We start from the raw sequence: 18,821 nt of genomic DNA, 5'->3' as shown, positions 1-18,821 counted from the left end.
TTTATTATTTGAATTTGATAATGAAGTCTTATTCTTTAATTACTTTTTTCGTAATTTTTGTATTATCTTCCAGTACAATGGTGAACAGATAAATTCCTTTCACTAATTCCGAAACATTAATTTTACTTGAATTAGTATCTACATTTACAGTTTTTACCAATTTTCCTGAAACATCATAAATGGTTACGCCTCCTTTAGAATGTCTGCCCAATATTACATTTACAAAATCTTTCGCAGGATTCGGAGTGATATTCACTTCTGAATTCAGTTTAACATCTGCTGTTCCTAATGTAGTTCCTGTTTTAACAAAATATCCGCCAAAACCTGCTGCCTGGAAGCTTACTTCCCAGTATTGATAGGTATCATTCCAGATTATATCTGCAATATCAGGAGTAATAATAGTTGCTGTTCCTCCAAAAGAAGCTGTGGTACCTGTAGTACTTGTTCCTGTATATTTTTCAATAAGAAGATTGGCTTTATTGGCAACATCAGTAGGTGAAGTAGGTAGTTTCACTCCGGTTGTCAGGTTATAAGCATCAAAATCAGCCTGCTTGAAGTATAAAGTTACTTTTCCGGTTGCTGTAGTCGTGTTTGCATCAGAATTGATTTCATATCTTCTTGCCACATAGTTTGGCTGTGCATTATCCACCCATACTTTTGAAGTTACATTTCCTGTTACTGTACTTGCTGTTTCTTTCTCAACTCTTGCAATAAGCTGGCAGGCATTGGTGAAATAATTGTTTCCATTAGCTACGGTATTTGCTTTCGTTTGATTGGAAGTGGCTAAATTCTTTACTTCAGCAATATTTTCATAGACTACAGCTCTCATTTTAAGATCAAAAGTTCTGGATGTCCATGTAGTACCGTCTGTAGAAGTTTTAGATCTGTTATTTACTACTGCATTCTCAGCTTTCATGGCAATTCTTCCTCCTAAGCCATTCACTACGATATAAAATTCTTTTCCGGTAACCATTTGTACGTTCAGATCGGAAAGATTCACATAGTTCCATGTAAATTTCTGCGTATTATTAAGCCACGAAGTGATGGTTTTAGTGGCAATAATATCTCCCGGGTTCCCACTGGCATTCACTTTTCTGATTTGAATATCAACCGGAATATCTGAAGGGAGTGAAGTTCCTGTTAAAAATGAAAAGCCACCCAATTTCCCTGTTAATGTTGGGGTATATCTTACGGCAAGGGCTATATTATCAAAATAATAATTAGCTTCTGTATTGGCAATAATATAAGGTTCATCATAGCCTACCGTTTCAAAATTAGATTTTACACAACCCAATTCGTCAGTAACGGCTTTATAGATGTCCAATTTACCATATCCCCATCTCATGTTTGGAACAGCACCGGTTGCACCGTCCATTCTTGCGTTAGCTGTAAGACGTGATTTCACCTGTGCTGCAGTCAATGTAGGATTTGCCTGAAGCAATAGCCCTACTGCTCCCGCAACTCCTGGTGAAGACATACTTGTTCCCTGGTTTTTCACATAATAAGTAGTTCCAGCAATAATATCTGTTGCTGCAGGAGCCGAATCAGCGGATCTTGAAGAAATTACATTCTGACCAGAACCTGCGATCTCCGGTTTTTGAACACCATCCACTCTTGGTCCCTGTGAACTGAATGAAGAGATAGATTCCTGTGGAGTAAGCGTAAAATAACCGCTTGCTCCGCTATACCAACTTGCTCTTCCCATATATGAGGCTACAGTAATAGCATTAGAAGCATTTCCTGGTGATCCTACAATATATTCATTATCTCCGTTTTGTAATGTTGTTGCCACTCCCTGGCTATACAACCAGCCATGGGTTGTGATCTGCTGTGTTCCGTTGTTGGTAATTTCTAATGTATAATTCCCTTGAGCATTCGTAGTTCCTGAAATTCTGGATACTACCAGCTGAACATATCGTTTGTTATTATCATTTCCCCAATAATTATACATCGTAGCTGTAAGATCTCCTCCCAGTATACTATGAGTAGTGGTAGTACTTATATTTTGGGTATATACCTGTCCATCAGGAGTTGTTAGCTTGGCTGTAACAGGAGAGTTATCATTAGCATACATAATAAATGAAAATACGGATGCTGCAGAAGTATTGCTTGCTACTGTAAAAGTATAGGTCTGTGCTGCATTGGCTGCTATATCCACTTTTCTGTGAAGATTAGCTCCATAATCATTCCCTGCAGAAATAACGACTACTCTTCCCGTGCCTGAAGTAGTAAAACTGTTAGCTGCTACTTCATGACTGGAAGTTCCGTCATGGGCGGTTCCCTGTCCGCCAATACTCATATTAACAACGATAGGTTTATTGAGAGCCGTGGCTACATTTTTGAAATAAGTTAAAGCATTGATAGTATTGGTAGTAGGAAAAGATCCGTTACCTCCTTTTACAAAGACAATATCTGCATCAGATGAGAATCCTTTGTGTCTTTTATCAGTAAAAGCGGCTCCATTTCCTGCAGCCGTACCCGAAACGTGGGTTCCATGTCCGTTGGTATCATTTTCACGAACGTAGCCTGTAGGCGTTCCATCCAGTTCATCTTCAATCTGTGCTCTTGTGTATTCTACTCCTGTTGAAAACCCTGTAGGTGTTGTCTCTCCAAATTGCGCCGTTAATGTCTGATCCCAGATGGAAACAATTCTGCTTTTTGTCTGGTCATCAGCTTTTCGAAAATCAGGATGTTTCCAGTCTATTCCACTGTCATAAATCCCTACTAGGACACCGGTACCGTTATAAGCCGTGTTATTAAAAACTCCATCCTGCAAAAGACTTGCTCCGGATTGAGCTCTACTTACATCATTATGAAGTTCATCGAATGCAGGTGCAGCTACTGAAGTCACATAGGATAACGTCATCAGTCTTTCAATATCTTCAATGGAAACTAACGCTGTAGAGAAAGTTGGCAGCTGGCTTTGTACCAGAAAACCGTCAGCTTTCAGTTTTTCCGGTTCTTTAGTATAAATAATACATGAATACATGGTTTGTGCTCCTTTTGAAGTCACCACCAAATGTTGATCAAGTTTCATATCCGGGCGTTCCAATTCTTTTACAGCTCTTCCATTGGCAATGCTCTCCTTATTTTTCAATAAAATATCAAATCTGGAGTCTAATTTTTGTACTTGCCCAAAAAAAGCATAGGAATACAACCCCAAAAATGCTACAGTAGCATTTCGCAGAAGCTTCGTTGCTCCGGGCGAAATGTGTACTTTTGTAAAGAATAATTTTTTAATATCCATTTTCATTTTTTTAGATACACAATTATACAATTTTTATTTTATATACAAATAATTCACCATATTGATAATTATTAAAGTAAAAATATGAAAACAAACATTAAATTAATTAAATTTTAACAAAATATTCAAAATATAAAATTTTTTAACCAAAATGCAGGATTTTCTTTTTTATTTACAACTCGGGTGGGAACATATTATCTCTTTGGATGCCTTAGATCATCAGCTGTTTGTTCTTGCTTTGATTGCCGTGTATTCTTATAATGACTGGAAGAAAATACTGATTCTGGTTACCGCATTTACAATAGGACATTCCATTACACTGGCTTTAAGTATTCTAGATGTTTTCAGAGTTCCATCTGACTGGGTTGAATTTTTAATTCCTTTGACTATTGTTCTGACTTCTTTGGATAATATTATCATGAAAAACCATAAGCAGACTCTGATGCGGGCTAACTATTATCTTGCTCTCATTTTCGGACTTGTTCATGGAATGGGATTCGCCAATACAGCAAGAGTAATGATTGCAAAAAGTCAAAGCATTGCATTACCGCTATTAGGCTTCAATATAGGTCTCGAACTTGGGCAGATTGTAATTGTTTCTGCTATTTTAATGATTCTGTTTATACTGCTTAACATTTTTAAAGTGAATAAGAAAGACTGGATTCTTTTTGTCTCTTCCGGAGTATTTGCTCTTTCCTTAAAAATGACATTGGAAAGAATTCCTTTTTAAAAGTTAAATATTGATATTATTTCAACAGCTTATTCCTATATTTGATCATTAATAAATCCTTTTCGGTTATGAAACTAAAAGTTGTTATACTTTCAATTTCTGTATTTGCATATACAGGTTTCACCGCACAAAATATTCAGAATAACCCAGGCAGCAATCATGGTAACAGGTTTGAGCAGCTGGGAACAATTCTACCAACACCCAACATCTACAGAACGGCTTCAGGAGCTCCGGGACACGGATACTGGCAAAACAGAGCCGATTATAACATTTCCGCCTATCTGGATGAGGATAAAAGAAATCTGAAAGGTTCGGAAACCGTTACCTACTACAACAATTCTCCGGATGAACTGGATTATATCTGGCTGCAGCTTGATGAAAATGAACATTCAAGCATCAGAAACGCCGGATACGACGCTTCATCTGTTCTTCGTCCTTCCACCACAGATCAGCAGCTTAAAGTTTCTGAGCTTCCCGTGAAAGACAATGGCTATGGAGTAAGTCTTGAAAAAGTAACTGATGCTTCAGGAAATCCTTTGAAGTATACCGTCAACAAGACGATGATGCGTATTGATCTTCCTAAAGTTTTGAAAAAAGGGGAAAAATTCGTTTTCAAAGTAGACTGGAACTACAATATTTCCAACAGAATCAAAATGGGAGGCCGAGGTGGCTATGAAAACTTCCCTGAAGACGGCAATGATCTGTATACGATGGCACAATGGTATCCGAGAATGTGTGTATACAGTGATTTCCAGGGATGGCAAAACCATCAGTTTACCGGAAGAGGTGAGTTTGCTTTGGTCTTCGGAGATTTTAAAGTTTCTATGAATGTTCCTGCCGATCATATTGTAGGAGGAACCGGAGAATGTAAAAACTATGATCAGGTGCTTACCTCTGATCAACTATCAAGATATAAAAAGGCTGAAAACGCAGCTGAGCCTATTGAAATTGTAACGTTGGATGAAGCTAAAAAAGCCGAAAAAAATCATTCAAAACAAAGAAAAACATGGGTTTTTGAAGCGAAAGATGTTCGTGATTTTGCATGGACTTCTTCCAGAAAGTTTGTCTGGGACGGAATGCGTGTAACGATTCCTGAAAATAATAACAAGGTAATGGCAATGAGCTTCTATCCAAAAGAATCTTATGGTCTTTACAGAAAGTTTTCCACAAAGGCTGTTGCTCATACCATCAAAACCTATTCAGAATTTACCATTCCTTATCCATATCCTGTAGCACAGTCTGTAGAAGCAGCCAACGGAATGGAATATCCTATGATCTGTTTCAATTTCGGAAGAACGGAGAAAGACGGGACCTATTCTGAAGGAACAAAAAATGGAATGCTTGGGGTAATCATCCATGAAGTGGGCCACAACTTCTTCCCTATGATCATCAATTCTGATGAAAGACAATGGGCATGGATGGACGAAGGCCTGAATACATTTACAGAATATCTTACAGAAGAAAAATGGGATAATAAATTCCCTTCCAAAAGAGGACCGGCATGGACGATCGTAGATTATATGAAACTGCCGAAAGATCAGCTGGAGCCTATTATGAGTAACTCTGAAAATATTGTTCAGTATGGTCCGAATGCGTATTCAAAACCTGCTACAGGACTGAATATTCTTCGTGAAACGATCATGGGAAGAGAGCTTTTTGACAAAGCTTTTAAAACCTATGCTAAAAGATGGGCATTCAAACATCCTGAACCCGCAGATTTATTCCGTACAATGGAAGATGCCAGTGGTGAAGATCTTGACTGGTTCTGGAGAGGGTGGTTCTACGGTACAGATCCTGTAGATATCGCTATTGATAAAGTAACGGTAGCTGTTCCAAACCTTGAAACAGATCCAAAAGCAGCGGCGGAAGTAAAATATCAGGTAGAGAAACCTTTGGTAAACAGTTTTGAAGACCTTTCAAAAATCAGAAACAGAGAAGACAAGAATATTAAATTCTATGTTGACAGTGATAAGGACGCTCAGGATTTCTATTACCGATATGACAGAGGTCAGGAAAAAGTAAATAATAAGGAATACACCATCAAAACAGAGGCAGGTCTTCCTTTAGATGCCAAGGATAAAGAAAAGTTCAAGAATATTACTGGATACCAGATAGACTTTGTGAACAAAGGCGGGCTCGTAATGCCTATCATCCTTGAATTCACTTTTGAAGATGGATCAAAATTATATGACAAGTCTGCAGCACAAATCTGGAGACTGAACGAGCAAAAGGTTTCCAAAACCTATTATTTTGATAAGAAAGTAAAATCTATTCAGCTTGATCCGATGAGAGAAACTGCTGATATTGATACAACCAATAATTTATGGACCAGTGCCGGATCTGGTGCTGAAACTTCAAAATTCCAGCTCTTTAAACAAAAACAGGAAGCGGGTTCTGTAAGAGGAGGCTCCACCGGAAAGGTGAATCCGATGCAGGCCGCCGGAAAGAGTTAAAAATCAAAATGTTGTAACTTTTAACAAATACAGCACTACTTATTATTAAAAAGATCATGAAAACTATTCTTTTCCTTTTAATACTAAGTAGTGCTAATTTTTTTTCCCAGAAGCTACTTACTCCTGAAAATTCCGGGATCAATTCAAAACTCATTCAGGATGAAACTTCTGAAGCGGTATGGTTTGCTGAAAATGCAGGCACAAAAATAGAAATAGGAAGCATTATTACTGAGATCAAAAAACTGAACAAAGCAGATCTTCTTATCAGAACGATAGTAAAAATGAAACAGGCTCCGGATGCTCAATGGACGGATTCTACTCTTGTAAAAACTTCCAATTTCAACCCAGTCTACCACTCTTCTTACAATTCAATGAGAGACATGGTTCTCAAGTCTGAAAAAGATAAGGTCACCGGATATTATCTGGATAAGAAATCTCAGAAAAAAGATATGATCGAAATTCCTGCAGATCATTATTTCGACAGCAGCAGCTATGCCCAACTGATCAGATATCTTCCTTTGAAAGAACATTATACTGTTGAGATTTCTATTTTCGATTATAACCCCAAATCTGAGAAAAAAGGTATAATGAAAGCCTACATTCTGGATACTCAAAAGACAGAATATAAAGGAAAACCTGTCTGGGCTGTTAAAACCAATGATGACATCAGCAATAAATCAACTACAGTAACCTATTATATTGATTCTGTAACAAGAAAAATTGTAAAGCAGGATATAGAAATGACAGGAAGAAAAATGTATTTAGAAACAACTCAATAAATCACTGGAAATCAAACACCAACATCTTATTTTCGTCTACAAAAAAACATAACAACCTGACTTAAAAAGTTTTATATTTGAATCACCATAAACACCAAATGTCAAAATCCTGATTGACTTTAAATGCTCAGGAACGTACAAATCAAAATATTTCTAACTATGAAAAACGCTAAATTATTAAGCAGAGATGCTCAGAAATCAATCAATGGCGGAGCAGCAGGACGTATTTGCTGTGAGTACAATTACAAAGGACAATGCATCCTGTGGATTGGACCGGGACAATATTGTCCATAGTCTGTCATCAGATAACAATTTAAGATAAAGCCGGAAATTTCCGGCTTTATTTTTTATCCTAAATGTTCTTTTAAATTCTTTTTATAAGTTCTTCCCAACGGAAGTTCATCTCCGTTTTTCAAAAAAACATGACCTGAGTTATAAGAATTGATATGCTCTGATAACACAATATAAGACTTGTGAATTCTGATAAACCCGAAATGTTGAAATTTCTCTTCGAAATTAGACATTCTATCCAGAATCATATACTTTTTCAGAGGTGTCATCAGGACAATATACTCTCCGAATCCCTGTATCCATAGAATATCTTTAAGGAAAACTTTATTCATCACATAATTGGATTTGAACATAATATAATCTTCCTGCTGCTGGCTGCTGGCTGAGTTTTTAAACTGAACAAAATCTCTTGCTTTATTGACTGCTTTTTTAAAAGTATCAAAATCTACAGGCTTTATAAGATAATGAACAACATCCAGCTCAAATGCTTTCACAGCATATTTTGTTTCCAAGGTAATAAAAATACAAAGTGGCGGATCGGGAAGCTGCTGCAAAAGTTCAACTCCGTTGATCCCGGGCATATTGATATCGAAAACAACCAGATCTACTTTATTTGCTTTCAGAAAAGCCAGTGCTTCTTCCGGTTTCTGAAATGAAGCCAGCAATTCAACCTCTTCAAGCTGATCGCAATATTGTTTTACAAGCTGCAATGCAGGATATTCATCATCTACATTAACGATAGTCAGATTAGCCATTGATAGTAATTGTTAAAGCAATTTTATATTGATCTTTTTCTTTCGGTCCGGAATAAAATTCATACTGATCCATATAAAATTTTTCCAATATATGAATAATTGCTTCATTACCCAACCCATGATAATTGGATTCAACCGGATGAATTCTAACTTTCCCGACAGAATTTATAATTTCAAAATACAGTTCAGACCGCTCAATTTTACAGAACAGTTTTATAAAACCGTGAGCATCTTCCCCTATTGCTGAATGTTTTAAAGCATTTTCAAATAAAGTAAGAAGGATAGCAGACGGAATCTCAGCAATGTCAAATTCTTCCTGATCTTCAATATCCATCACAATATCAAGCTGATTATTGTATTTAAGCTGGTACAAAGCAGCAAGCGCTTTCAGGGAAGAAAACTCCTGGGCAACCGTTACTTTTTCCTTTCCACTATCATAAATAATATATTTCAGAAGTTTGCTCAATTGCAAAATAGAATCTGATGTCTTCTCCGAATGCGTAAAACTGTTCGCATAGATGTTATTAAGAGTATTCAACAGAAAATGAGGATTCAGTTTAGACTTCAGCAGATCAAGATAAAGCTGATCTTTCTCTTCTCCAAGGCTGATCACATCCTGTTCAATTAAAAATTTGTCTTTGGTAATTCCCAAAAAAGAACCCACAAGAATTATTATTCCCTGCGAAATGTACACATTATACAGAAAACCTACATGGTAGCCCTTTTCGTTGAAATCTATCTGAAAAACGGCAGGCTCCCACAGAATTCTGAAAAGGCTGGACACTAAAAAGCAGATTAAAGCATAGAGAATAAACTCCGGATACTTATTGGATAAATAGAATCGGGGAACCAAATAATAGTATACCAGATAATAAATTCCAACATTGAAAATGGTATTCAAAATAATGCTTATCACCAGCTGAGTGGAATCCAGGAAGTAGTTTTCGGTGAAATAAGTCATCAAAATGAAGATAAAAAGGAAAAATATATGCTGAAACCTCAACAAAAACTTCCAACGGTACTTCATAAGGCTTTCCAGAATTTTACCACTAAATAAAATCCTGATAATCAATAATATAATTATAAAATTAATGATTAAAAACATAGTCCATACCTTATTTTGAAACGCATCAAATATAATATCTTTTTGTCTCAAAATGCAGTTCGTTGAGAAAAACTGTCATTGATTGAAAAAAACCAGACCCGCTCTTCTGAATAAATATATTTGAGAAACCGCAATATTAATCAAATATTACATGAAACTTAATATACAATTAACGCTAATTTTATCATTTTGCCTAATAAACGGCCTTTTACACAGTCAGAGTAAAGACAACTATAATATGTGGTTTCAGTACCTCATGTCGGCAAAGCTTACGGATAAAAGTACTTTAACCGCACTTACTCAATACCGTTCTTTTGATCTTGCCTATGACACAAGGCTTTTTCTCGTGAATGCTTATGTAGATTATGAAGTGGTGGAAAATATAAAACCTGCTGCAGGGGCTATGTTTTTGATCCTTGAATCTTATAATGCTGACGATTCCAAAAAGATAAGATATGAAAAAAGACCTTTCCAGCAGGTGACTGCTGATTATTACATTGGAAGAACATCAATTTCCAACCGGCTTAGGGTGGAAGAACGTTTTATCAGCAATCCAGATGAATTTGAAGTGAGAATCCGGTATCTGATCTCTGTTAGAATTCCTTTCAATAAAAAAGGAGAAAAAGAAAAGCTCTACGGTATTCTCAAAAATGAAATAAGAATGAATGTTGACAAATTAGAACCTTTCGACAGCAATCGTATTACGGCAGGTCTTGGAATAAAACTAGGAAAAAATTCTGCTTTGGAGCTGGCCTTTATCAATCAGCTGGAAACCAAAAAAACAAGTAACTACGGATTTATAGGCTTCAGAAACAACTTTGACTGGAGAAAAAAGAAACAACAATAACCTCATTAATATTTATACAAAACTATGCTGACCTTTCTTGGCTTTTTAATGATTTTCATCTTCATGATTCTCATCATGAACAAAAAGATGACTCCACTTACCGCCTTAGTCCTGGTTCCGGTTCTTATAGCTGTAGTAGCAGGATTCGGGCCTGATCTCGGAGATATGATGAAAAATGGTGTCAAAGAAATAGCACTCACGGGAGTTATGCTGATTTTTGCCATCCTGTATTTCAGTCTGATGATTGACACCGGGCTTTTCGAGCCTCTTGTCAATGTTATATTAAAGGCTGTAGGAGATAATCCTGTAAAAACAACCATCGGAACCGCCCTTCTCACCACTTTAGTTTCTTTAGACGGCGATGGCTCTTCCACTTACATTATTGTAGTGGCAGCATTACTCCCACTTTATAAAAAACAGGGCATGAATCCTCTGGTTTTAACCTGTATTATCATGCTCGCAGGTGGTATTATGAATATTCTACCATGGGGAGGTCCCACCGCTAGAGTAATGAGTTCTCTTAAACTGGGGCATACTGAAATATTTGTCCCTATGATTCCGGTCATGCTGATCGGGCTGGTATGGGTATTTTTTGTTGCTTATATTCTGGGAGTTCGAGAGAAAAAAAGAATAAGCAAACATGGAAAATATACCAAATACAGCGGACAGGATATTGCCGGTGAAGATGATCCTGCATTAAGACGTCCAAAACTTATTATTGTCAATTTAATCCTGACCATTATCCTTCTTTGCGTTATGATTCTTGATATTATTCCTTTGGGCATTGCCTTTATGATTGCCTTCTGTATAGCTTCTCTGATTAATTATCCGAAACTGAAAGACCAGCAGAAAATTATTTCAAAACACGCTGGAAATGCTTTATCAGTAGCAGGAATGATCTTCGGTGCAGGAATTTTCACAGGAATCCTGAATGGTACAGGAATTATGAATGCTATGGGAAACAGTATCATCAGTATTGTTCCTAAAACCTGGGGTGGCTATCTGAATGTCATCACCGCAGTATTCAGCGTACCGCTTACCTTTTTCCTGACCAATGATGCTTATTATTTTGGAATATTGCCTGTCATCACAGCAACAGGCAGCCAGCTGAATATTCCTCCTGATATTTTGGGACGCGCCAGTCTTGTGGGTCAGGCTTCTCATTTATTAAGTCCGTTGGTACCATCTACTTATCTGTTGGTTTCACTGGCAGGGGTTGAATTCTCTGACCATCTGAAATTCACTTTAAAATGGGCTATCGGATCATCAATTGTAATGTTGCTGAGTGCATTGGCTCTTGGTATTATATAAGATTATATCTTTGAATTTTGTAATCTTACCTTATAAAAAGTGAATGATGAAACCTTCTAAGCAAAAAACGTTTACAGACTCCTATTTAAGAAACCTTACTCTGTATGTGTTCACGGCGATTATCTGTGGAGCATTAACCGGTTATTATTTTCCGGAAGTCAGTAAACATCTGGAAACAGTAAGCAGTTACTTTTTCACGCTTCTTGAAGTTTTGATTATTCCTGTTATTTTTATTGCTGTAACGTATGGGGTAAGCTACATTTTCAGCACCAAAAATGCTTTTAAAATTGTAAGCCAGATGGTTCTGTATTTTTTAATCATCACTTCCATAAGTATTTTATTGGGCATAGGATCCGGACTTCTTTTAAAACCGGGAGCCAATACGGGAATTATGATTTCTTCCCACAAAGCGCTTCCGGAAAGATTTTTAACAAGAACAACAAATCCTTTACATATTAGCAACTATGTACTTTTTCTTTTAATATCAATAACTGCAGGTATTCTGATTGGTCTTTCAAAGAAAAAGAATAACATTCTTAAGGCTATAGACATGGGAAGAAATCTGTTTTTCAAACTGATCAAGTATGTTTACATCTTTCTTCCCATCGTCATTTTCTCTAATATCGCTTATGGAATTTCTGTATATGGAATCAATACCTTGCTGCCATTAAGTAAAATTGTTGCCACAGTATATCTCACCTGTGTATTTTTCATTTTCGGGATATTAGGTGTTATAACGGCTTACTTTAAAATTAACCTTTGGGATTTTTTAATCAGCATCAAAGAAGAAATCATTCTTGTGGTAGCAACCTCCTCTTCAAAGACCGCATTTCCAATGATCTTTGATAAAATGGAATCACAAGGATATGACCGGAAAATACTTCGTCTTATTATTCCTCTAGGGTACAATTTTAATCTGGCAGGCGCATGTATTTACCTTTCAATTTCATGTATTTTCCTTATCCAGTTTTATAATATTCCACTTACAATAAAAGATTATTTCTGGCTTTTTATCACCATTTCAATTGCTTCAAAAACTGCTTCAGGAGTACCAGGTTCGGGCTTCCTTGCCTTGATGTTTACTTTAAGCAGATTTGGAAAAATTCCCACCACAGATCTAGCCCTGTTATACAGCATAGACCGCTTTATGAATGAAGCCAGATCTGTTACCAATTTCATAGGCATTACAGTTTCTGCTGCCATTATTTCAAAACTTAACCAAAATTCTATTCCTTTAAAAAATGATATTTCCTGATTTTACACACCTCTTCAATGACATATTAGAAAACCCTGCAAAATCGATCGCCATCATCGGCAATCTTATCCTTATCGAAAGCCTTCTTTCTGTAGATAATGCTGCAGTACTGGCGACCATCGTTATGGATCTTCCGGAACATCAAAGAAAAAGAGCTTTAAAATACGGAATCCTCGGAGCATACCTGTTTCGCGGGCTGGCTCTTATTTTTGCTTCTGTACTGATTTCAGTTTGGTGGCTAAAACCACTGGGAGGATTATACCTTCTCTATATTTCTTTTGATTGGTTTATCAAAAAGATGAAAAACACAAATGATGAAGAAAATCCGGAGGAAAATCCTGACAAAGAATCCAGCTGGCTGTATAAAAATTCTATCGGATTGCTGGGTCAATTTTGGGCAACGGTTGCTATTGTAGAAGTCATGGATCTTGCTTTTTCTATAGATAATGTTTTTGCTGCAGTGGCTTTTTCAGACAACCTGCTTCTGATTACACTTGGCGTATTTATAGGAATTTTAGCCATGAGATTTATCGCACAGTGGTTTGTTCGTCTGATGCAGATATTTCCTTTTCTGGAAACTGCCGCTTTTGCTGTCATTGCTATTTTAGGGATTAAACTAAGTTTATCGTTATATGAGCACTTCTACCCTGCTACGGCATTCGCTCAATTTTTAGCCAGTCATACTATGGAAATTTTAGTTTCCGCCATTACCGTTCTTTTGTTTGTAGTTCCTGTAGCTACGAGTTATCTTTTCGGATTTCCAGCCCGTAAGAAATAATTTTTCTGCCAAATTTTCACATTCGGAAACAAAAGTCTGCCATTTCAGCCATCAGTATCTCATGGCATACATTTAGGGAATTACAACACAGAAATAATTAAAAAATAAATATATTATGTCAGTAAACTTTAAACCATTGGCAGACAGAGTTCTGGTAGAGCCAATCGCAGCAGAAACTAAAACAGCTTCAGGAATCATTATCCCGGACACTGCAAAGGAAAAGCCGCAAGAAGGTACTGTAGTGGCAGTAGGTCCTGGTAAAAAGGATGAGCCTACAACAGTTCAGGTAGGTGATAAAGTTCTTTATGGAAAATATTCAGGTGCTGAATTGAAGTTGGAAGGTAAAGATTACTTAATCGTAAGAGAAGCTGATTTATTAGGAATTATTGGGTAAAAGCAGTAAGCATTAAGCTATAAGCAGTAGGCAATGAGAGACTACAAAAAATATGATACCTGGAAAATTTCTCATGAACTGGTAAAAGAAATTTATATTATTTCTGAAAATTTTCCTAAATCTGAGCTTTTTGGTCTTACTTCTCAAATAAGAAGAGCAGCAGTTTCTATTCCTACCAATATCGCAGAAGGTTGTGGAAGATCCACAGACAAAGAATTCGCAAGATTTTTAGAAATAAGTATAGGTTCCACAAACGAAACGGAATACCTTCTTTTACTTTCTTGTGATTTGGGATTTACTTCTGAAGATAAAATAGCAAAACTTAATGCGACCCTGAATCTAATCAGACAAAAACTTATACAACTCAGAAAAAAATTATTAAATAATAATTAATTGCTAAAGGTAAAAAAAGCTTATTGCTTAAAGCCTATAGCCCAAAGCTTAAAATTATGGCAAAAGAAATAAAATTCGATATTGAATCAAGAGACGCTCTAAAGAGAGGGGTAGATGCATTGGCTAATGCAGTAAAAGTAACTTTAGGTCCTAAAGGGAGAAACGTAGTAATCGAAAAATCTTTCGGTGCTCCACACGTAACTAAGGATGGTGTGTCTGTTGCAAAAGAAATCGAACTTGAAGACAGAGTAGAAAATATGGGAGCGCAAATGGTAAAAGAAGTTGCGTCCAAAACTAATGATATCGCAGGAGACGGTACTACTACCGCTACTGTATTGGCACAGGCTATCGTAAGAGAAGGTCTTAAGAACGTAGCTGCTGGTGCTAACCCAATGGATCTTAAAAGAGGGATCGACAAAGCAGTAACTGCAGTTGTTGAAAACCTTAAAGCACAGTCTCAGACTGTTGGAGATTCTACAGAAATGGTAAAGCAAGTTGCTTCAGTTTCTGCTAACAATGACGAGACGATCGGTGCTTTGATCGCTGAGGCTTTCGGAAAAGTTGGAAAAGAAGGAGTAATCACTGTAGAAGAAGCTAAAGGTATCGATACAACAGTAGATGTTGTGGAAGGTATGCAGTTCGACAGAGGATACCAGTCACCTTACTTCGTGACTAACCCTGAGAAAATGTTAGCTGAACTAGAAAATCCATATATCCTTTTAGTGGAGAAGAAAATCTCTTCAATGAAAGAATTGCTTCCAGTTCTTGAGCCAATTGCACAAGGTGGTAAGTCTCTATTAATTATCTCTGAAGAAGTTGAAGGTGAAGCTTTAGCTACTTTGGTAGTAAACAAACTAAGAGGTTCTCTTAAAATTGCTGCTGTAAAAGCTCCAGGATTCGGGGACAGAAGAAAAGCAATGTTAGAAGATATCGCTATCCTTACAGGTGGACAGGTGATTTCTGAAGAGCAAGGTTTCACTATGGAAAACATCTCTTTAGATATGCTTGGAACTGCTGAGAAAGTAACGATCGACAAAGACAACACAACTGTTGTAAACGGTGGTGGTGATGAAGCGAAAATCAAAGGAAGAGTAGCTCAGATCAAAGCTCAGATGGAAACTACAACTTCTGACTACGACAGAGAAAAACTTCAGGAAAGACTAGCTAAATTAGCTGGTGGTGTTGCTGTACTTTACGTAGGTGCTGCTTCTGAAGTAGAAATGAAAGAGAAAAAAGACAGAGTAGATGATGCACTACACGCTACAAGAGCTGCTGTAGAAGAAGGTATCGTTGCAGGTGGTGGTGTTGCTTTAGTAAGAGCAATTAAATCTCTGGACAGCCTTTCTGGTGCTAACTCTGACGAAAACACAGGGATCAAAATCGTGAAAAGAGCGATAGAAGAACCATTAAGACAAATCGTTGCTAACGCAGGTGGTGAAGGTTCTGTAATTGTTGCTAAAGTAGCAGAAGGAACAGGAGACTTCGGATATAATGCGAAAACTGATGAGTATGTTCACATGCTTGAAGCAGGAATCATTGACCCAACTAAAGTAACAAGAGTTGCCCTTGAAAACGCAGCTTCTGTATCTGGAATGCTTCTTACAACTGAATGTGTTATCACTGAAGTGAAGAGCGCTGAACCAGCTATGCCAATGGGTGGTGGAATGCCAGGAATGATGTAGTAGCGTAAGCTAAGACAAATTAATATACTAACCGCTCTACTTGTAGGGCGGTTTTTTGTTTATGGTTTCCCGTAAGGCATTTCTTTCACATTTTTTTAATTTAGTAAATCACTTTTAACTTAAAAATCTAACAAAACAATTATTATGAGTGGAAAAATCAGAAATGGAAGTTCTTCTATGGGAACTGTCTTATTTAACTGGGATAGTAAAAATTTAAGACAAGGAAGCTCTTCAATGGGGACTGTTGTTATAAATTTTGATGGAAAAAATATAAGAAGTGGAAGTTCATCTATGGGAACTGTCCTGTATAACTGGGATGGGAAAAATATCCGTCAAGGGAGCTCATCTATGGGAACAACATTATATAATATTGATGGAAAGAATATTCGACAAGGAAGCTCTTCTATGGGAACAGTTCTATTTAACTTTGATGGAAAAAATATAAGACAAGGGAGTTCTTCAATGGGCAGTGTTATCTTTAATATTGATGGTAGTATCCCTCTACCATTATGTGCTTTAATTGCTACAGGAATTATTTAAAAGTTATCACTAAAAATAGCTAAAGTGAAGAGCGCTGAACCAGCTATGCCAAAGGGTGGTGGAATACTAGTAAATTATTTTAATATTTAAAACGTAGAGATTTACAAATAGAAATATTTTGCATATTTTTATTTGTAAATCTGGAATCAAAACTAATCAATTAGGAAAACAATATGTCTAAAGGCTTCAGAATACTAAATATTAATATTGGAGAAGTATCTTTTCCAATTAGTAAAAAAGTGGTTGACAAAATTGAAAAAAATTTTTTCACAGTTATAATTGGAAATAATGCTACGGGAAAAAGTAGATTACTTGTTAATATTTTAAACATTTTGAGACAACAGCTTAATCCAAGAATTAAAGTAAAAGAAAATATATTCAAAATAGAATACCTTTACAACAATAAGCTAAATTATATTTCAAATCTCAATCAAAATGCTCCTGATAATATAGATGACCTTCACCTCCTCTCTATATCTAATAGCTTATTTGATAAGTTTCCTCATAATGTCAAATCCGATAATAACTACTCCTATGTAGGTGCTAGAAATCAAGGCATCAACACTCACAAAAGAGCTATCATTAATGATTTAATGGATGTCTTTAATGAAAACTTAGATGATAAACAGTTTTTGAGTAAAACCAAAGAATTATTTAATTTTTTAAAGATAGAACCTTTTATCTCCATTTCTCTACGAAAGACATTTGGATCAACTCATCATAGATATTTTGAATTTTTAAAGTATTCAAAAACATCAGAGTCACTACAATTATATCTTAAAGATTTAACAAACAAAGGTTTTTATAGACAACAATCAAAAATTCTCGAAAAATATTCTAATGATTTAGATTTTTTAGAAAATTTTGTAAAATTCATAAAATCCAATAATAAAATCTTTACTGACAAAAGCAATAACAGATTACCTGATTTTTTCTTTCAAATAAATTTGAATAACTCTGACAATTCGAATGAAAAATTTCTTACTGAATTTAGATTTATTTCTTTATTACGAAGATTAAATTTATTGACATATGAATCTGTTCTTTTAAAAAAAGGGGACTTTCAATTTGACATTCAAGATTCCAGCACAGGAGAAATAGGTTTATTAATGACTTTTGTCAGAGCAATTCCTGAATTAAAATCAAATTCAATAATATTCATAGATGAGCCTGAAATTAGTTTACATCCTTCATGGCAATTAAAATATATTGAATTATTAAAAAAGTTCCTTAATGGTTATACTGGGTGCCACGTTCTAATTGCTACTCATTCACATTTTATTCTTTCTGATTTGAAAGAAAATTTTAGCTCAGTAGTTGTACTAAATAATATTGAAGGTAAGTTTTCTGTAGATTTAAAAGAATATACTCCATTTGGTTGGTCTCCAGAGGCAATACTTTATGAAGTTTTTGGAGTTGCAACCGTTAGAAATCATTTCTTTGAATATGATTTGAAAACTTTACTTTCCTTAATATCAAATAGATCAAAAGACTATGGTAAAATAAATAAGTATATTGACAAAATAAATAAGTTTGAGTTTACAACGGGGGATCCTTTACATAAAATTATTAAAGAAGCTAAAAAGTATGTCCAGAATAAAGAAAAGTAAGCCTTTCTTTTTTCAGAGCCTCGAAGGTAAAGAATTCAAATATTTAAAAAAAGAATTGTTGACTATTAATGGGCTTTGTCCATTAACAGGAGGAGAATGGGAAGGAATTATAAAAAATACAAGTAAAATTATGAGGAAAGATCGTGATGAAATTGTTTCTAAAATTAAGGCTAAATTAGAAAAAATTCAAGGTCCATACTGCATTTATTGCGGACTTCATGAAAAACATTGTGGCCCCTTAGAAAGGGAACATATAGCACCAAAAGGATATAAATCACATCCTCAATTTATGTTTGAACCACAAAATTTAGCTCTGGCATGCCATCATTGTAATTTTGACTTAAAGAAAGAATATGACACAATAAATAAAATTAATACAAATTACTCAAAATGTACCTTTAATATTATTCATCCTTATTTTGATAATATCAATTCGCATATAAGTTTCGTTTCAAAAGAAGGCATGGTTCTTATTAAATCAAAACGATATTCAAGAAAAGGTCGTAATTATATTAGGCTATTTGAACTAGATAGTGTGTATAACACTGAAAAGAGAAGCGGATTGTTAATAGTCAATGAAGTAAAATCATTGAATAAATATGATAGTATGTTAAATGATATATTAGAAAAGAAATATATACAAAAATAAAA

17 protein-coding genes are annotated in these 18,821 nt (G+C 35.6%); 14 read left to right on the top strand and 3 right to left on the bottom strand.

All coding sequences use genetic code 11. The annotated features are described in order from the left end of the window. Positions 1 to 28: 28 nt before the first annotated feature. On the bottom strand, positions 29 to 3,247 hold the full coding sequence (locus tag LKL37_RS11405) for a S8/S53 family peptidase (RefSeq protein WP_431610694.1): 3,219 nt from the start codon (positions 3,245 to 3,247) through the stop codon (positions 29 to 31). Positions 3,248 to 3,398: 151 nt separating this feature from the next. On the opposite strand from LKL37_RS11405, the gene LKL37_RS11400 reads away from it, so the two are divergent. The 4 genes from LKL37_RS11400 to LKL37_RS11385 all read left to right on the top strand — a co-directional run bounded on the left by LKL37_RS11400 (position 3,399) and on the right by LKL37_RS11385 (position 7,503). After that, entirely contained in the window at positions 3,399 to 3,977 is a 579-nt protein-coding gene (locus tag LKL37_RS11400; RefSeq protein ID WP_431610693.1) for a HupE/UreJ family protein, read from the top strand. A gap of 68 nt (positions 3,978 to 4,045) precedes the next feature. Continuing rightward, positions 4,046 to 6,430: a M1 family metallopeptidase gene (locus tag LKL37_RS11395; protein ID WP_431610692.1), complete on the top strand. Its 2,385-nt coding sequence runs from the start codon at positions 4,046 to 4,048 to the stop codon at positions 6,428 to 6,430. A 56-nt stretch (positions 6,431 to 6,486) separates the two neighbouring features. Beyond that, positions 6,487 to 7,209, top strand: a complete 723-nt coding sequence (locus LKL37_RS11390; RefSeq protein WP_431610691.1) for a hypothetical protein — start codon at positions 6,487 to 6,489, stop codon at positions 7,207 to 7,209. 159 nt (positions 7,210 to 7,368) lie between these two features. Beyond that, positions 7,369 to 7,503, top strand: a complete 135-nt coding sequence (locus LKL37_RS11385) for a hypothetical protein (protein ID WP_255812661.1) — start codon at positions 7,369 to 7,371, stop codon at positions 7,501 to 7,503. Positions 7,504 to 7,556: 53 nt separating this feature from the next. Here LKL37_RS11385 and LKL37_RS11380 read toward each other — a convergent pair whose 3' ends face one another. Beyond that, entirely contained in the window at positions 7,557 to 8,255 is a 699-nt protein-coding gene (locus tag LKL37_RS11380; RefSeq protein WP_431610690.1) for a LytR/AlgR family response regulator transcription factor, read from the bottom strand. Continuing rightward, positions 8,248 to 9,216 (bottom strand): sensor histidine kinase, encoded by a 969-nt coding sequence (locus LKL37_RS11375; protein ID WP_431610689.1) that lies wholly within the window; start codon positions 9,214 to 9,216, stop codon positions 8,248 to 8,250. Before LKL37_RS11375 ends, LKL37_RS11380 begins: the two co-directional genes overlap by 8 nt. A 382-nt stretch (positions 9,217 to 9,598) precedes the next feature. Between LKL37_RS11375 and LKL37_RS11370 the strand changes: the two genes are divergently transcribed. From LKL37_RS11370 to LKL37_RS11325, 10 genes are all read left to right on the top strand, one after another. Further along, the gene (locus tag LKL37_RS11370) at positions 9,599 to 10,207 is read left to right on the top strand and encodes a DUF2490 domain-containing protein (RefSeq protein WP_431610687.1); all 609 of its coding nucleotides are present in this window, start codon (positions 9,599 to 9,601) and stop codon (positions 10,205 to 10,207) included. 24 nt (positions 10,208 to 10,231) lie between these two features. Then, the gene (locus tag LKL37_RS11365; protein ID WP_105702831.1) at positions 10,232 to 11,518 is read left to right on the top strand and encodes a CitMHS family transporter; all 1,287 of its coding nucleotides are present in this window, start codon (positions 10,232 to 10,234) and stop codon (positions 11,516 to 11,518) included. Between the two features lie 46 nt (positions 11,519 to 11,564). Then, a complete protein-coding gene (locus LKL37_RS11360; RefSeq protein WP_431610686.1) occupies positions 11,565 to 12,773 on the top strand; it encodes a cation:dicarboxylate symporter family transporter in 1,209 nt (402 codons plus the stop codon). Further along, positions 12,760 to 13,551: a TerC family protein gene (locus tag LKL37_RS11355; RefSeq protein WP_431610685.1), complete on the top strand. Its 792-nt coding sequence runs from the start codon at positions 12,760 to 12,762 to the stop codon at positions 13,549 to 13,551. Before LKL37_RS11360 ends, LKL37_RS11355 begins: the two co-directional genes overlap by 14 nt. Positions 13,552 to 13,666: 115 nt before the next feature. Beyond that, on the top strand, positions 13,667 to 13,945 hold the full coding sequence (locus LKL37_RS11350) for a co-chaperone GroES (protein ID WP_034696138.1): 279 nt from the start codon (positions 13,667 to 13,669) through the stop codon (positions 13,943 to 13,945). 33 nt (positions 13,946 to 13,978) lie between these two features. Then, positions 13,979 to 14,338, top strand: a complete 360-nt coding sequence (locus LKL37_RS11345; RefSeq protein WP_105702834.1) for a four helix bundle protein — start codon at positions 13,979 to 13,981, stop codon at positions 14,336 to 14,338. A 56-nt stretch (positions 14,339 to 14,394) separates the two neighbouring features. Continuing rightward, positions 14,395 to 16,020, top strand: coding sequence for a chaperonin GroEL (gene groL, locus LKL37_RS11340; protein ID WP_431610683.1), 1,626 nt, complete (start codon positions 14,395 to 14,397; stop codon positions 16,018 to 16,020). A 144-nt stretch (positions 16,021 to 16,164) separates the two neighbouring features. Next, entirely contained in the window at positions 16,165 to 16,560 is a 396-nt protein-coding gene (locus LKL37_RS11335) for a hypothetical protein (protein WP_431610682.1), read from the top strand. A 173-nt stretch (positions 16,561 to 16,733) separates the two neighbouring features. Beyond that, on the top strand, positions 16,734 to 18,170 hold the full coding sequence (locus tag LKL37_RS11330) for an AAA family ATPase (protein ID WP_431610681.1): 1,437 nt from the start codon (positions 16,734 to 16,736) through the stop codon (positions 18,168 to 18,170). After that, on the top strand, positions 18,148 to 18,819 hold the full coding sequence (locus LKL37_RS11325) for an HNH endonuclease (RefSeq protein WP_431610680.1): 672 nt from the start codon (positions 18,148 to 18,150) through the stop codon (positions 18,817 to 18,819). The genes LKL37_RS11330 and LKL37_RS11325 overlap by 23 nt, the downstream gene beginning before the upstream one ends. Positions 18,820 to 18,821 lie beyond the last annotated feature (2 nt).

It is taken from the genome of Chryseobacterium sp. 'Rf worker isolate 10' (assembly GCF_050753305.1).
In the GTDB taxonomy this organism is placed as follows: domain Bacteria; phylum Bacteroidota; class Bacteroidia; order Flavobacteriales; family Weeksellaceae; genus Chryseobacterium.
Note: the sequence above shows the minus strand (reverse complement) of the source record. Positions and strands in the feature narration are given on the sequence as shown.

Bases quoted from the DNA above. Each gene is read 5' to 3' on its own strand.
- LKL37_RS11345 (WP_105702834.1), top strand. From the start codon at position 13,979: ATGAGAGACTACAAAAAATATGATACCTGGAAAATTTCTCATGAACTG.
- LKL37_RS11400 (WP_431610693.1), top strand. From the start codon at position 3,399: ATGCAGGATTTTCTTTTTTATTTACAACTCGGGTGGGAACATATTATC.
- LKL37_RS11370 (WP_431610687.1), top strand. From the start codon at position 9,599: ATGTGGTTTCAGTACCTCATGTCGGCAAAGCTTACGGATAAAAGTACT.
- LKL37_RS11380 (WP_431610690.1), bottom strand. From the start codon at position 8,255: ATGGCTAATCTGACTATCGTTAATGTAGATGATGAATATCCTGCATTG.
- LKL37_RS11405 (WP_431610694.1), bottom strand. From the start codon at position 3,247: ATGGATATTAAAAAATTATTCTTTACAAAAGTACACATTTCGCCCGGA.
- groL (WP_431610683.1), top strand. From the start codon at position 14,395: ATGGCAAAAGAAATAAAATTCGATATTGAATCAAGAGACGCTCTAAAG.
- LKL37_RS11395 (WP_431610692.1), top strand. From the start codon at position 4,046: ATGAAACTAAAAGTTGTTATACTTTCAATTTCTGTATTTGCATATACA.
- LKL37_RS11390 (WP_431610691.1), top strand. From the start codon at position 6,487: ATGAAAACTATTCTTTTCCTTTTAATACTAAGTAGTGCTAATTTTTTT.
- LKL37_RS11375 (WP_431610689.1), bottom strand. From the start codon at position 9,216: ATGACTTATTTCACCGAAAACTACTTCCTGGATTCCACTCAGCTGGTG.
- LKL37_RS11365 (WP_105702831.1), top strand. From the start codon at position 10,232: ATGCTGACCTTTCTTGGCTTTTTAATGATTTTCATCTTCATGATTCTC.
- LKL37_RS11335 (WP_431610682.1), top strand. From the start codon at position 16,165: ATGAGTGGAAAAATCAGAAATGGAAGTTCTTCTATGGGAACTGTCTTA.
- LKL37_RS11355 (WP_431610685.1), top strand. From the start codon at position 12,760: ATGATATTTCCTGATTTTACACACCTCTTCAATGACATATTAGAAAAC.
- LKL37_RS11360 (WP_431610686.1), top strand. From the start codon at position 11,565: ATGAAACCTTCTAAGCAAAAAACGTTTACAGACTCCTATTTAAGAAAC.
- LKL37_RS11385 (WP_255812661.1), top strand. From the start codon at position 7,369: ATGAAAAACGCTAAATTATTAAGCAGAGATGCTCAGAAATCAATCAAT.
- LKL37_RS11330 (WP_431610681.1), top strand. From the start codon at position 16,734: ATGTCTAAAGGCTTCAGAATACTAAATATTAATATTGGAGAAGTATCT.
- LKL37_RS11325 (WP_431610680.1), top strand. From the start codon at position 18,148: ATGTCCAGAATAAAGAAAAGTAAGCCTTTCTTTTTTCAGAGCCTCGAA.
- LKL37_RS11350 (WP_034696138.1), top strand. From the start codon at position 13,667: ATGTCAGTAAACTTTAAACCATTGGCAGACAGAGTTCTGGTAGAGCCA.